The sequence below is a fragment of the Sulfurimonas sp. genome, assembly GCF_014859695.1.
In the GTDB taxonomy this organism is placed as follows: Bacteria; Campylobacterota; Campylobacteria; order Campylobacterales; family Sulfurimonadaceae; genus Sulfurimonas.
The window spans coordinates 1-12,986 of the sequence record NZ_JACUTS010000053.1; the positions used below are offsets into that span (position 1 = coordinate 1).

15 protein-coding genes are annotated in these 12,986 nt (G+C 40.9%); 5 read left to right on the top strand and 10 right to left on the bottom strand.

Translation table 11 applies throughout. From position 1 onward, the window contains the following. Nucleotides 1-40: 40 nt before the first annotated feature. Complete coding sequence (locus tag IBX42_RS08935) at nt 41-574, top strand: hypothetical protein (RefSeq protein ID WP_294931936.1); 534 nt, start codon at nt 41-43, stop codon at nt 572-574. A 35-nt stretch (nt 575-609) separates the two neighbouring features. Here IBX42_RS08935 and IBX42_RS08940 read toward each other — a convergent pair whose 3' ends face one another. From IBX42_RS08940 to IBX42_RS08980, 9 genes are all read right to left on the bottom strand, one after another. Further along, nucleotides 610-1,056 (bottom strand): Hsp20/alpha crystallin family protein, encoded by a 447-nt coding sequence (locus IBX42_RS08940; protein ID WP_294931938.1) that lies wholly within the window; start codon nt 1,054-1,056, stop codon nt 610-612. 87 nt (nt 1,057-1,143) lie between these two features. Then, nucleotides 1,144-1,827, bottom strand: coding sequence for a Crp/Fnr family transcriptional regulator (locus IBX42_RS08945; protein ID WP_294931941.1), 684 nt, complete (start codon nt 1,825-1,827; stop codon nt 1,144-1,146). Between the two features lie 63 nt (nt 1,828-1,890). Next, on the bottom strand, nt 1,891-2,652 hold the full coding sequence (locus IBX42_RS08950) for a slipin family protein (protein WP_294931944.1): 762 nt from the start codon (nt 2,650-2,652) through the stop codon (nt 1,891-1,893). Nucleotides 2,653-2,655: 3 nt separating this feature from the next. Then, a complete protein-coding gene (locus IBX42_RS08955; protein WP_294931947.1) occupies nt 2,656-3,948 on the bottom strand; it encodes a nodulation protein NfeD in 1,293 nt (430 codons plus the stop codon). Between the two features lie 81 nt (nt 3,949-4,029). After that, nucleotides 4,030-5,055, bottom strand: a complete 1,026-nt coding sequence (gene amrS / locus IBX42_RS08960) for an AmmeMemoRadiSam system radical SAM enzyme (RefSeq protein WP_294931950.1) — start codon at nt 5,053-5,055, stop codon at nt 4,030-4,032. Between the two features lie 110 nt (nt 5,056-5,165). Beyond that, nucleotides 5,166-5,777, bottom strand: coding sequence for a methyltransferase domain-containing protein (locus tag IBX42_RS08965; protein WP_294931953.1), 612 nt, complete (start codon nt 5,775-5,777; stop codon nt 5,166-5,168). A 2-nt stretch (nt 5,778-5,779) separates the two neighbouring features. Beyond that, the gene (gene ald / locus IBX42_RS08970; protein ID WP_294931956.1) at nt 5,780-6,892 is read right to left on the bottom strand and encodes an alanine dehydrogenase; all 1,113 of its coding nucleotides are present in this window, start codon (nt 6,890-6,892) and stop codon (nt 5,780-5,782) included. A 9-nt stretch (nt 6,893-6,901) separates the two neighbouring features. Continuing rightward, nucleotides 6,902-7,174 (bottom strand): DnaJ domain-containing protein, encoded by a 273-nt coding sequence (locus tag IBX42_RS08975; protein WP_294931959.1) that lies wholly within the window; start codon nt 7,172-7,174, stop codon nt 6,902-6,904. Continuing rightward, nucleotides 7,171-7,974, bottom strand: a complete 804-nt coding sequence (locus tag IBX42_RS08980) for a glycerophosphodiester phosphodiesterase family protein (protein ID WP_294931962.1) — start codon at nt 7,972-7,974, stop codon at nt 7,171-7,173. Before IBX42_RS08980 ends, IBX42_RS08975 begins: the two co-directional genes overlap by 4 nt. Before the next feature lie 62 nt (nt 7,975-8,036). Between IBX42_RS08980 and IBX42_RS08985 the strand changes: the two genes are divergently transcribed. Next, entirely contained in the window at nt 8,037-9,308 is a 1,272-nt protein-coding gene (locus IBX42_RS08985) for an MFS transporter (RefSeq protein ID WP_294931966.1), read from the top strand. Here IBX42_RS08985 and IBX42_RS08990 read toward each other — a convergent pair. Then, the gene (locus IBX42_RS08990) at nt 9,301-10,482 is read right to left on the bottom strand and encodes a 1-acyl-sn-glycerol-3-phosphate acyltransferase (protein WP_294931969.1); all 1,182 of its coding nucleotides are present in this window, start codon (nt 10,480-10,482) and stop codon (nt 9,301-9,303) included. The genes IBX42_RS08985 and IBX42_RS08990 overlap by 8 nt on opposite strands. A gap of 113 nt (nt 10,483-10,595) precedes the next feature. Between IBX42_RS08990 and pgsA the strand changes: the two genes are divergently transcribed. From pgsA to IBX42_RS09005, 3 genes are read left to right on the top strand one after another with little or no spacing between them, the layout of a single operon-like run. Beyond that, nucleotides 10,596-11,147 carry a CDP-diacylglycerol--glycerol-3-phosphate 3-phosphatidyltransferase gene (pgsA, locus tag IBX42_RS08995; protein ID WP_294931973.1) on the top strand — a complete coding sequence of 184 codons (552 nt, stop codon included), beginning with the start codon at nt 10,596-10,598 and terminating at the stop codon, nt 11,145-11,147. Further along, nucleotides 11,147-12,199 (top strand): RIP metalloprotease RseP, encoded by a 1,053-nt coding sequence (rseP, locus tag IBX42_RS09000; RefSeq protein ID WP_294931975.1) that lies wholly within the window; start codon nt 11,147-11,149, stop codon nt 12,197-12,199. The genes pgsA and rseP overlap by 1 nt, the downstream gene beginning before the upstream one ends. 15 nt (nt 12,200-12,214) lie before the next feature. Next, nucleotides 12,215-12,889 (top strand): YggS family pyridoxal phosphate-dependent enzyme, encoded by a 675-nt coding sequence (locus IBX42_RS09005; RefSeq protein ID WP_294931976.1) that lies wholly within the window; start codon nt 12,215-12,217, stop codon nt 12,887-12,889. The last annotated feature ends 97 nt before the right edge of the window (nt 12,890-12,986 follow it).

A 12,986-nucleotide genomic window follows, 5' to 3' on the forward strand; every position in this document is an offset into this window, starting at 1 on the left:
GTATAATGACAACTTACCAAAATTTTAAGGGGAAAACCATATGAAATCAATTATACACGTAACAAAAGCTACGATCTTTTCTTTAGCTCTTAGCACAACACTTTTCGCAGAGCCTAATCTGCCTCTGCCAATTCAAGATGCCGTAAAAATGGAAAAACTTGCAGGTTCTGCAGGACCATTTGTAGCAAAAGAGAACTTTCCAAAGGATTACTTTTTAGTAACCAAAAATCTTCCCTACTTAGTGGGCATGACACTTTACGACCCATCAAGCTCAAATCTAGAGCTATCACAAGATCAGATTGATGCCATTCTTAAAATAAAAAAAGAGTTGATGTCAGAAGCCGCAAAAAAAGCTCTAGTTGTTAAAAAACTTGAACTTGAACTTATGCAAAAAGTCTCTTTTAAACACAAGAGTCCAAAGGTGAGTGAGTTTTACCCGATGGTTGATGAGATTGCAAAATTAAGAGCTGAACTTACAAAAATTCATCTAGATTGTATCGAGAAGGTAAAAGCGGTACTGACAGAAGAGCAGTTTGAAGAGATGCTTGACTACGGAGTCGTAAATATGTTCTAGAGCTCTTCGCCTCTTGGCGAGAAGCTCTATAGTAGCTACTTTATAGCAATCTTTTTGGAAGATTTATGCTTGATTTGAAGTTTTGGGATAACGACTTCTAAAACGCCGTCTTCACATGCCGCTCTAATATTTTCAGCATCAACTTTTTCAGGAAGCGTAAAACTTCTTTCAAATTTGCCGTAACTGCTCTCTACTCTGTAGTAATCCTCTTCTTTGACTTCACTCTTTGTCTCTCTTTTGCCTGAAATGCTTAGAATATTGTTCTCAACGTCAACGCTAATATCCTCTTTTTTTACACCTGGTAAATCAACATCTATATGATAAGCATCTTTGCCCTCTCTTGTGTTTACGGCAGGTTTGAAGTCCACTAATGCATCACTGCCTATATTTTCATCTAAAGAACTTAGAAAGTCATTGAAAAAATCAACACCTCTTTTTTTTCTATATGACTCTGCAGGATTTAAATATCTTGAAAGTAACATGACGAACTCCTCATCTTTAAATTATTTTCAACTCAAACTTTTATTTAAGTTGACGAATATGGTATAGGAATTTTAAAAAAAGTTTTGCTACTTATGTAGCATTTTTGTTGATTTTTCAAGCAGTTTTTGAAGATTTATGATTTTGATATTTTTTCTCTCTGTGTGAATAATTTTCTCCTGCTTAAGCTCTTTTATCGCTCGCTCAACTACATGTCTAACCGTTCCTAGAAGTTTTGAAATTTCGCTGTTTGAGAGGTTTTGAAGCAGTTTGTACTTAAAAGTGCTGCTTGGATTTATATTTTCTAAAAGAAGGTGCATAAGTCTCTCTTTAACATCATAAAGTGAGAGTTCACTTGCCAAAGTCTCTACGTGTCTCATCTTAGCGGCTAAATATGGGAAAAAGATTCTGTTAAAGGTACTGTTGTTCTCTATCCAGTACCTTACCTTTTCAATCGGGAACTGAAGCACCATGCACTCCTCTAGTACTTCATATGCAACTTCGTGCGGCTTCTCATCCAAAAGCGATATAACATCAAACATATCTCCTCTTTTGTAGATAAAAATAGTTTGCTCTTTGGCATTGTCAAAATTTATCTGGTATGTTTTAACTCTCCCATCTATGAGTATATAAAAATATTTCAATAGATCATCAACAGAGAACGGAGAGGCACCCTTTGAGTAGCTTAACGTCTTAGAGTAGTTGTAAAATTCAGCTTCAAAATCTTTGTCAACATCGTGAAGCAGCTCTATATCGTAAGATTTTGTTTTCATATTGCCATCCGGTACTTTTAAATAAATTATTCCTCTTAGACTTCTTTTATAATATATTTTAGCCTACTCTTTCAAACTACCTTTAAAAAGCTTGCTAAAATCTGTCGGGAATGGAAAAACAAGCGTATTTGTCTTATCACTTGAGATATCACTCATGGTTTGAAGATAACGCAGCTGAATACCCAAATCATTTTCGCTTAACTTTTTAGCTGCCAAAAGGAGGTTTTCGCTTGCTTCGACTTCCCCTTTTGCATTGATGACTTTTGCACGGCGCTCACGCTCTGCTTCTGCCTGTTTTGCAATGGCACGAACCATACTCTCATCAAGATCGATGTGCTTAATCTCCACATTGGATATTTTAATACCCCATGCATCGGTCTGTTTATCCAAAATCTCCTGTATGTCATGGTTTAAGCGTTCTCTCTCGGCTAGCATCTCATCTAGCTCATGTCCGCCTAAAACCGAACGCAGAGTTGTTTGCGCAAGCTGGCTTGTCGCATCATAAAAATCCTCCACCTGAATAATCGCTTTTTGCGGATCTATCACGCGAAAATAGACGACTGCATTTACATGCACTGAGACATTATCATGAGATATAACATCCTGTGTCGGCACGTCAAGAACGATTGTACGAAGGTCAACTCTTACCATCTGCTGAATAAAGGGAATCAAGATAATAAGTCCCGGTCCTTTTATGCCCGTGAATCTTCCGAGCGTAAAGACAACTGCCCTCTGATACTCTCTTAAAATACGAATAGCCGCGGCTAAAAAAGCGATTGCAAAAACTACCATATACAGTATGGTTATATTTAGATCAAAAAACATTTTCTACTCCTCAATTGGTTTGACTTTTAAGACGAGCCCAGAGAGCTCGACAACTTCGACATCTTGACCTATAGAGAGTTCACTCTCGCTAACCGCACTCCATGTCTCTCCATGGCAGTGCACCAAATACCCATCTTCCCTGACATCAACGACTTTAGCCGCTGCTCCTATCATCTCATCAGCACCCGAGACGATCTTTGCTGACCTTGAACTCAAAAATAATTTTATCACCAATAGAAAAAAAACGAGACTGCTCAGAGTAAAAGCGATGATCAGAGGGATGGAGACGCTTTGCCCGAGAGTGTCGGCATCAAAGAGCAAAAGTGAGCCAAAAGCAAAGGCGATAACTCCTCCTATGCCCAAGATGCCGAACCCGGCAATAAAAACCTCGGCAACCATTAAAGCGATCCCAAGCAAAATAAGAAGCAGTCCTGCATAATCAAAAGGTATCATATTTAGCGCATACATGGCTATTACCCCGGAAATAACTCCGGTAACTCCCGGAAATATTGAACCCGGATTCATCAACTCAAAAAAGATGCCGTATATCGCTAAAAGAAGTAAGATGTAAGCTATATTTGGATTTGTGATGGTCGATAAAAACCTGCTTTTCCAGCTTGGCTCAAAACTCTGCAAAGTTGCATTTTTAGTATTTAGAGTTACGCTTTTACCCGATATAACAACGCTTCTGCCATCAAGTTTTTCTAATAGCTCTTCTCTATTTTGGGCGATGAGATCAATTACGCCGAACTTAAGAGCATCGCTTGCGGAGATACTTTTAGCCTCCTCTACCGCAGAAAGTGCCCATGAGATATTACGGTCATTTAACTCAGCCAAACTCTTGATGTAAGCAACAGCATCGTTTGTCACTTTCTTCTCCAGCGTACTTATCTTACTGCCGTTTACGTCCGTGTTTGGTGTTGGCATAAGGCTTACTGGGGTTGCCGCACCAAGATTTGTCCCCGGCGACATAGCCGCTATGTGCGAAGCGTAAAGCAGATAGGTGCCTGCACTTGCCGCATGAGCACCTTTTGGATAAACGTATGTAACTACAGGTATAGAGCTGTTTGTAATGCTTTGTATCATCTCGCGCATTGAACTTGACAAGCCTCCCGGGGTATCTAACTCAATGAGTATCATCTGGGCATTTTTCTCTCTTGCAAATGTCATACCCTCTTTTAGATACTCGCTGCTTGCAGGTCCGATGGCACCCTTTATCTCAAGCTTAACTACAAACGAGTTGTCCGCGAAAAGAGGCAAAATTGTCAAAAGCAGAAGAAAAAATAAACGTATCATATTAACCGCCTTGCTTGTTTAAAATAACGCTAAAGTACAATCAATGATAACAAAGAAGCGTTATCAAGTCAATAGAGCATTTTAGCTCCAAACACCTTCAAGCATATAGCCACAATGTGGGCATATGCCGTTTTCATCAAGCTCGTTTGTCACAAACTGCCCGATATTTCCGCTTCTATCAATTATCCTATTTTTGCAGCTTGGACAGTATGTCGATTCATAATCTTCATTATCTACATTGCCGACATAGAGATATTTCAGCCCCTCCTCTTGCCCTATTTTATAAGCACGAAGAAGCGTAGATTCAGGAGTACGGGCAACATCAAGCATCTTGTAGGTCGGATGAAATGCCGAGAGATGCCACGGTATGGACACATCAAGCTCTGCAATAAACTTTGCGATGCCTCTAATCTCCTCGTCCGAATCGTTCTTACCCGGAATAAGCAGAGTCGTTATCTCTACCCAAATTCCTTTTTCATGTGCATACTTTAGAGCTTCAAGAACAGGTTTTAGTCTCGCACCGCAGATCTCTTTGTAAAACTCATCGGAAAAACTCTTAATATCGATATTCATCCCGTCTATATATGGTGCTAGCAAATCTATAGCTTTTCGCGTCTCATACCCGCTTGTTACATAGATATTTTTCAGACCCTTTTCATGTGCGAGCTTTGCCGTATCATAAGTATACTCAAAAAAGACTATCGGCTCATTGTATGTATATGCGATTGATTTACATCCATTTTCAAGCGCTGTTTCAACTATCATCTGGGGCGGAAATTCACGCCCGACTATTTTATGCCCATGCTCTTTTGGATACTGGGATATATCATAGTTTTGACAAAACTTACAAGAGAAGTTGCACCCCACCGTTCCCACAGAAAATGATCTGCTCTTTGGCAGAAAATGAAACATCGGTTTCTTCTCTACCGGATCAATGTTTACAGCCGCCGCAAGCCCGTAAACAAGAAGCTTAAGCTCACCGTCTTCTACGCGTCTAACTCCGCATATGCCGTACTCACCCTCATCAAGCTTACATGCCTGCGCACATGCCTGACACAATATCTTCCCACTATCTAGCTTTTTACTTAGCCATGCTGTTTGTGACATCTTGCTATCCTTAATTTTACTTCATAAAATGAAGGAAATCCTTCACTTATTTATAACGATGTCGGAAGTACACCCTCAAGGGGTACCTAGATTCTGCTACCTAATGAATTTCAATAAATCAGCGGAACAAATGCAAAACCGTAGTGCTCGTTAGCATCAAACTCTCCGCTCTTTTTTTTAACAATTTCAAAAACCGAACTTTGAATCGGGATGACAAGCTTTCCTCCGACTTTTAGCTGTTTGATGAGCTCATAAGGAAGTTCATCGGCAGCAGCAGAGACTAAAATACGGTCGAACTCCTTGCCCTCAATGCCTAGTTTGTCTCCTGATTGAACTATCTTAGCATTTTTAAACTTATATTTCTTTAGGTTAGAACTTCCAAATCTCACAAGTTCACTTACCCTCTCAACTCCCGTTACAGAGCCACTCTCTCCAGCAACATAGGCTAATAGCGCAGTTGTCCACCCCGAGCCGCTTCCTATATCTAAAATCTTATCTCCCTCTTTTGGCGAGAGCATCTCAAGCATCATAGCTACCGTTCTTGGCTGAGAGATTGTCTGCCCGTTACCGATACCAAGAGGATAATCTTCATAAATATCTATAGCACCTCTATCGGCTACGAAATCGGCTCTGTCAACATGTCTGAAAGCCTCTATAATTCTGCTTGAGCGAAGCGCGCCGATATCTATAAGATAATCAACCATATTGCTGTTTGAATACATTTTTATTTATCCTCCATATCAAGAGCTTTAAACTCTAGATTGTGAGCCTCGGCAACGGCGCGATTTGTTAAAGCTCCATTAAAAACATTAACTCCCAAAGCCAATGACTCATCATTTCCAGTAGCCTTAATCACTCCCTCATTTGCCAATCTTCTCACATAAGAGATCGTTGCATTTGAGAGTGCCGCGGTGGATGTTTTCGGATAGGCTCCGGGCATATTTGCGACACAGTAGTGCAAGACTCCCTCCTCTATAAAGGTGGGGTTTGTGTGAGTTGTAGGATGTGAAGCTTCGGAGATACCGCCCTGATCTATGGTAATATCTACGAGAATGGAGCCATTTTTCATCTCTTTTAAAATCTCGTATGTTATAAACTTCGGTGTTGGGGCACCTCCATGAATGAGTACCGCACCGACAACCATATCCGAACTCTTTATAGCCTCTAAAAAAGCATTTTCAGAGTACAAAAGAGTTCTTACATGTGGAAGCAGTTTTTTTAACTCCTCAAGCTTTGGCGAGGTTCTATTTATAACCGTTACATCCGCGCCCATTCCGTAAGCCATCTTAGCAGCGTTAAATCCGGCATTGCCCGCGCCTACTACCAAAACTTTTGCCGCCTCAACTCCCTCTGAGCCGCATATGAGAACACCATCACCCCCTTTGTAACGGCTAAGATGATAGGCTCCTACAATAGGCGCCATACTTCCGGCTACTTCACTCATGGGCTTTAAAAGCGGGAGTTCTCTGCCAAGTGCAACCGTCTCATAAGCAATAGCGCAGACTCTCTTTTGCATCAAAACGACGGTAAGCTCTTTTGTGGTCGCTAGATGAAGATAACAAAAGAGCGTATGTTTTTGGTTTAAAAAACCGTACTCTGAGGGTTGCGGCTCTTTAACCTTTACAATTAAGTGGGCTTTTTCATATAGCTCTTTTGCCGTAGCAACTATTTTTGCGCCGACGTTTGTATACTCGGCGTCGCTAAAACCGCTTCCCTCTCCTGCCGTAGTCTCAATAAAAACTTCATGTCCCTCATCTAAAAGCAAAGCAACATTTGAGGGCGTTACCCCGACACGAAATTCGTCTGTTTTTACCTCTTTTGGAACGCCGATTATCATATTTTTTCCTTAAAAGTTATAAAACCAATCTTTTGATTTTCTTGAGAATGGATTTTGCGCATGAAACTCATCCTCATCCAAAGAGAATCTGTAGTTCTGCATATACTCTTTTACTACCTTATACGCCTCATTTATCTCTTTGAACTTTTTTGCATCGCCTTGGGGCATGTCTGGATGGTAGATTTTTGAGAGTTTGAGATACTTCTCTTTGAGTTCTGCTTGCGTTACACGTGTTACGATGTCTAAAACTTCAAGAGCCTTCTCAAATTTTTCATAATTCATAGAGCATACTTTTTAAGTTTTTTATCCAGAGAGTCGCTAAATATATAGTTCACGCCCATCGCAAATAACTCCTTGGCACGTTTTGCACTGTTAATGGTATAGACACCTACAGCATACCCTGCTTCTCTTAACATTTTGACCTTTTTTTCATCTGCCGATGCATCATCTACATGATATGCTTCTACTTCTAAATCTTTCAGATACTCTAACAAATTATCCTGAGCGTTTCCCTCAAAGAGAGCTGCAGTGGGCACGTTAAAGAGAATTTTTTTTGCCTCCCTCAGGTACTCATGTCTAAACGATGAGAGCAAAACACGCTCCTGCGCTCCTGTATCTTCTATCTCTTTTGCAACCGCTCCTACGACCATTTTATCCTCAAAACAGTTAGACATGTCTTTAATCTCTACATTTATAAACATGTTGTTCTCTTTTATAAACTCTAACGCGCGCTTGAGTGTAAGAAGCGGCTCTTTACGCCCGCTATTTGCATCAAACCAACTTCCGTAATCAAGCTTAGAGAGTTCATCAATGTTAAAGTCGCAAACTCTGTATGGTTTTTTATCTCTAAAGGAGTCTATTTGGGCTACATTCGTAGTTCTTTGGAGCGTATCGTCATGCATGACTATAACTGCTCCATCTCTGCTCAGCCCAACATCTATCTCTATAAAATCACACTTTCCTATACTCTTAGTTAGCGCCGAAAGAGTGTTTTCAGGAGCGATAGAGCGTGCACCTCTGTGAGCAGCGACAAGACCGGTTTTATTCATTAATTCTAAAAATTTCATGCACCATTCTATCATTTATTTTATCCAATCTCCACTTTTGTGGTAAAATTGGTGCGAAATTAAAAGAGGCAGCATCTATGCAAGAGAACAAAAAAACCATCTATTCGTGGGCACTTTACGACTGGGCAAACTCTGCATACGCCACAACTGTAATGGCAGGCTTTTTTCCGCTCTTTTTTAAATCATACTACAGCGCAGATGTGGCAGTTACGACAAGTACCGCCCATCTTGGAATTGCAAGCTCTATCTCTAGCCTTGTCATCGTACTCATCGCTCCTCTGTTGGGTTCTATTGCGGATGTTCATTCGCTTAAAAAAAGATATCTTTTCCTATTTGCTTATCTCGGCATCTTGATGAGCGCAATGCTCTCACTTGTTGGAGCCGGAGAGTGGCAGGCGGCACTTTTTATATATATTCTAGGCAATATCGGTTTTATGGGCTCAAACATATTTTATGACGGGCTTTTGCAGTCCGTCTCAACCAAAAAAAGTGTCGATTTTGTCTCGGGGTTAGGTTTCGCGCTCGGCTATCTTGGCGGAGGAGTGCTCTTTAGCATAAATGTCTGGATGTTTCAGGATTTTGAATTTTTTGGATTTGAGGATCAAGCCGCTGCCGTAAAGGCATCATTTGTAAGTGTCGCTCTCTGGTGGGCGCTGTTTTCTATTCCCCTGCTTCTGTTTGTGAAAGAAGATAAAAGCAACTATGTAAGTGCCACGACAAAACTAAAAGATGGATATTTAAGACTCAAAAAAACTTTTTCCAAAATCAGACAACTCAGACATCTTTCTCTTTTTTTAATCGCCTACTGGCTCTATATAGACGGAGTAGATACCATCATAAGAATGGCGGTTGATTACGGCATGGCGCTTGGTTTTGACTCCTCAAACCTTATTTTAGCTCTTCTGCTTGTTCAGTTTGTGGGATTTCCCGCAACGCTTCTTTTTACCAAAATATCTGAGATTATGGGAACAAAGGGTGCGATTTATCTCGCCATCGCTATCTATCTCTTTATAATTATGTGGGCGGCTACGATGAGTAAGGTTTCTGAATTCTATATGCTTGCCGTCATGATTGCTCTTGTTCAAGGCGGTATTCAGGCACTTAGCCGCTCATACTACTCAAGGATGATTCCAGAGGGATACTCAGCCGAATTTTTCGGTTTTTACAACTTTATAGGCAAATTTGCGGCGATTTTCGGACCTCTTCTTATCGCACTTGTGGCACTCACTACCCAGAACTCAAGAGTCTCTATAGCTTCGATATCTATTTTGTTTATTTTGGGTGCCGTTCTGCTCTATTTTGTTGATGAGAAAAAGGGAGAAAAAGAGCTGCATGATGCGCTTACTTAGAGTTTTTTAGCTCGCGTTCTATAGCGTCTCTAACTCTCTCTACTATCTCGCCCTGCTCCATAGAGTGCGGCTCTATAGGTTTTAGAAATTTTACTCTTATTTTTCTGGGTCTTGGAAAAAGCATTCCCGCTCCAAGTGCCTCGTAGCTGCCGTCAATAACAACTGGGACGATGGGCGTCTTAAATGTTTTTGAGAGCATCGCAAAGTAGGGTCTAAACTCCAAAAGTTTTCTATCGCGGGTTCTAGCCCCCTCGGGAAAAATCACTAGATTATTCCCGCTTCTTATAGGAAGTGCACAGTAGATCATCGTCTCTTTTAAATTCTCGTTCGCATCTATCAAGATACTCTGCCCATGCTTTGCAATAGGCTTTAAAAGCTTTGTGCCGAAAACCTGCTTATATGCCAGAAAGAAGGTTCTTTTTAAAACTTTGTAAGGAAGTGCGGACTCTATTAAAAACCCGTCAAGCATGCTCTGATGAGAGGGCGTTATGATATAAGGCGAAGAGGGAAGATTCTCAACTCCTCTGACTTCAAGACGAAAATAGAGCCTAAAAAGCGGATAAAGAAGAGTTTTATAAAGAGACATAATAAAGGGAGAGTAGACTAGCTTCTCACGGCTTTGCTCTCTCAGCAACTCCTCCCAGTCAGGTTTGGCAACTCTTATCTGTTTTGCATTGGCTTTTACATAACTATAGAGTGACTCCAGTCTCATCATTTTTGAGAAGAGCGCTCCATCCATTTTTACCCCAAAACTCTCCTCAATGAAGACAAAAAGTTCCACATAGTTAAGCGAATCGAGTTCAAGGTCTAGTTCTAGATGCGAAGTTGGCAATATCTCTTTGTCGGTCATGGTCGCCAAAAAAGACTTTAAAACCCTATATACTTGATTATCCTGCTCATCCTCTTTGGTCAAACTCTCTTCTACATTTTCTCCAAGCGGAGCAGTAAAAATTTCAAAACCCTTTATCTTTTCGTTCTCAGGAGCTTTCATGTTATAGAGTTCGACGGCATACCATCGTATCTCCTCTTTGATATTGATGATTTTTGCCTCTTTTAGAGCCTCAAAATCTGGATAAATGAGTGCGAAAGGGTAATGATTATGCTCTATAATCGCGATCTCTTTAATATAGTGCGTAAGCGATAGAACTCTGTTTTTTATTTTTTCTAAATCCATTTTACAAATGTGCTCCAATATTGGCTCTATAATACCCAAGAGACAAAGAGATTGTCAAGCCCTCTTTAAGAGCCAAAAAGCTAAAATACGCAATAAATTCATAAGGCTTTTTTTTGTTAAATCTACCTAATATTTTGGCATCTTCACGTATTATTTTGGCTCCGATTATGTTTTGGATTATCTTAAATCCCGACTACTTTACGGATGCGGGTTATCATGTCACTTGGAACTACTACTTTGGGGCACTTTTGTTTGTTCTAGCAAGCGTGACGGACTTTTTTGACGGTTATATCGCAAGAGAGTGGAACCAGATGACACTGCTTGGCGCAATCATCGATCCGCTCGCCGACAAGATGCTTATAATCGCCGCATTTTTAGGGCTTATGATGATAGGAGAAGCGAGTGCATGGGCTATCTACATAATCATCATCCGTGAGCTTTTTATCACGGGAATCCGCACCGTAGCGCTAAGTGAAGGCTTAAGTGTAAAAGCCTCATGGGCAGGAAAAGTAAAAACGGTTGTGCAGATGATTGCCATCGGATTTTTGCTGATGCACTGGCCGTTTGGAAGCGAGCTTTTATGGTTGGCGGTTGCAATAACCCTCTACTCAGGCTTTGAGTATCTTTGGGCGTTTAGAAGAGCACTTTTAGGAGTTAAGAAGTAATGAGTTTTTTAGTATCTTTAGCGGTAATCTCCGCACTTATCTTTTTTCACGAACTCGGTCACTACTTTGCAGCGCGTGCAATGGACGTTTACGTAGAGGTTTTCAGTATCGGTTTCGGACGTAAGATTGCCTCGTTTAAGAGATGGGGAACTGAGTGGAAAATAGCAGTAATCCCTCTTGGCGGATATGTAAAGATGAAGGGTCAAGACGACTCTGATCCTACAAAAAAGAGTTATGACGACGACAGCTACAATGTAAAAACGCCTTCGCAAAAGATTTTTATCCTCCTTGCAGGACCTTTGGCAAACTTTGTTTTGGCATTTGTTCTCTATTTCGTCATAGCTCTTGGCGGACCAAACGTCCTCTCTCCGGTTATAGGAAACGTTGTAAAAGATTCTCCCGCTTTTGTCGCAGGTTTAGAGACAAACGACACAGTCCGCTCTATTAACAGTGTGCCGATTACAACATGGAAAGAGATGGCAGAGATTATTGAGAGATCTGATGGTTCACTTAACCTAGAGGTTGAGAGAGCGGGTCGTCTTCACTTTATAGCACTCTCTCCAAAAATAACCAAAACCACAAATATGTTCAATGAAGTGATAGAGAAAAAGATGATTGGCATAGGAAGTGCGGGAGTTTCGCATAAACTTGAACTCGGTATGGGAGAAACTCTCTCTTATGCAAGTGAGCAGACAGCTTTTGCCTCTACTTTGATATTTACAGGACTTAAAAAACTCATAGTTGGAGAAGTTCCCGCAAACGAGCTTGGCGGGATAATCTCCATAGTAAAACTGACGTCAGATGCAACCGATGCAGGCTGGATGAGCGTACTCTTTTTTGCGGCACTTATCTCCGTAAATTTGGGGGTTTTAAACCTTCTTCCTATCCCTGCGCTCGATGGTGGACACATCATGTTTAACCTCTATGAGCTTATCTTCAGACGTGAGGTAAACGAAGAGATTATGGTAAAATTAACCATTGCAGGCTGGGTGATACTTTTTTCACTGATGGGGCTTGGACTGTATAACGATATAAATAGACTGGTGGGGTAGAGAATGAAAACAAAAATGAATGACGAAGAGTACAAAATCTATATTGACGACATAATAAGAAGAGTCGAGTTTGCAAGAGTAAGATTTGATGAAAAACATATAGTCAAAATCATAGCAATCAGCAAATACTCAACCGCAGATGAGATAGCAAAACTCTACCGCATAGGTCAGCGTGCTTTTGGAGAGAACAAGGCACAGGATTTACGCGCAAAAAGTAGCGAGCTTGAAGATCTGCCTCTTGAGTGGCACTTTGTGGGGAACCTGCAAAAAAACAAGATAAACAACCTGCTTGACATAAACCCTGCCCTTTTTCATGCTCTAGACTCTTTGGAGTTGGGACATGAGCTTCAAAAGAAGCTAGAAGCAAGAGATATGACACTTGATGCCCTACTTCAGATAAATTCTGCAAAAGAGGAGTCTAAACACGGCGTAATGCCAGAAGATGCTGTTGCGATTTACAACCAGATAAAAAAAGAGTGTCCGAATATCCATCTAAGAGGCGTTATGAGCATCGGCGCACATACCGAAGATAAAGCGGTAATAAAAAAGAGTTTTGAGACTACTTACGACATCTACAAACAGCTAGAAGGTGCGAGTATCTGCTCCATGGGAATGAGCGGCGACTTTGAACTTGCTATAGAGTGCGGCTCAAATATGGTTCGCCTCGGTTCTCTTATGTTTAATAAGTAGCTTCTGCCTCGTCATTGCAAGTTCCACCTCCGTCATTGCGGGTGCAGCAAAGCAATCCCTGAGCGCTGCAATCAGAAAATGGTGTCAGCCACCTTTT

Excerpts from the sequence above, each read along its gene's own strand:
- IBX42_RS08950 (WP_294931944.1), bottom strand. The coding sequence starts at position 2,652 with ATGTTTTTTGATCTAAATATAACCATACTGTATATGGTAGTTTTTGCA.
- IBX42_RS08935 (WP_294931936.1), top strand. The coding sequence starts at position 41 with ATGAAATCAATTATACACGTAACAAAAGCTACGATCTTTTCTTTAGCT.
- IBX42_RS08955 (WP_294931947.1), bottom strand. The coding sequence starts at position 3,948 with ATGATACGTTTATTTTTTCTTCTGCTTTTGACAATTTTGCCTCTTTTC.
- rseP (WP_294931975.1), top strand. The coding sequence starts at position 11,147 with ATGAGTTTTTTAGTATCTTTAGCGGTAATCTCCGCACTTATCTTTTTT.
- IBX42_RS08975 (WP_294931959.1), bottom strand. The coding sequence starts at position 7,174 with ATGAATTATGAAAAATTTGAGAAGGCTCTTGAAGTTTTAGACATCGTA.
- amrS (WP_294931950.1), bottom strand. The coding sequence starts at position 5,055 with ATGTCACAAACAGCATGGCTAAGTAAAAAGCTAGATAGTGGGAAGATA.
- IBX42_RS08965 (WP_294931953.1), bottom strand. The coding sequence starts at position 5,777 with ATGTATTCAAACAGCAATATGGTTGATTATCTTATAGATATCGGCGCG.
- ald (WP_294931956.1), bottom strand. The coding sequence starts at position 6,892 with ATGATAATCGGCGTTCCAAAAGAGGTAAAAACAGACGAATTTCGTGTC.
- IBX42_RS09005 (WP_294931976.1), top strand. The coding sequence starts at position 12,215 with ATGAATGACGAAGAGTACAAAATCTATATTGACGACATAATAAGAAGA.
- IBX42_RS08985 (WP_294931966.1), top strand. The coding sequence starts at position 8,037 with ATGCAAGAGAACAAAAAAACCATCTATTCGTGGGCACTTTACGACTGG.
- IBX42_RS08990 (WP_294931969.1), bottom strand. The coding sequence starts at position 10,482 with ATGGATTTAGAAAAAATAAAAAACAGAGTTCTATCGCTTACGCACTAT.
- IBX42_RS08945 (WP_294931941.1), bottom strand. The coding sequence starts at position 1,827 with ATGAAAACAAAATCTTACGATATAGAGCTGCTTCACGATGTTGACAAA.
- IBX42_RS08980 (WP_294931962.1), bottom strand. The coding sequence starts at position 7,974 with ATGATAGAATGGTGCATGAAATTTTTAGAATTAATGAATAAAACCGGT.
- IBX42_RS08940 (WP_294931938.1), bottom strand. The coding sequence starts at position 1,056 with ATGTTACTTTCAAGATATTTAAATCCTGCAGAGTCATATAGAAAAAAA.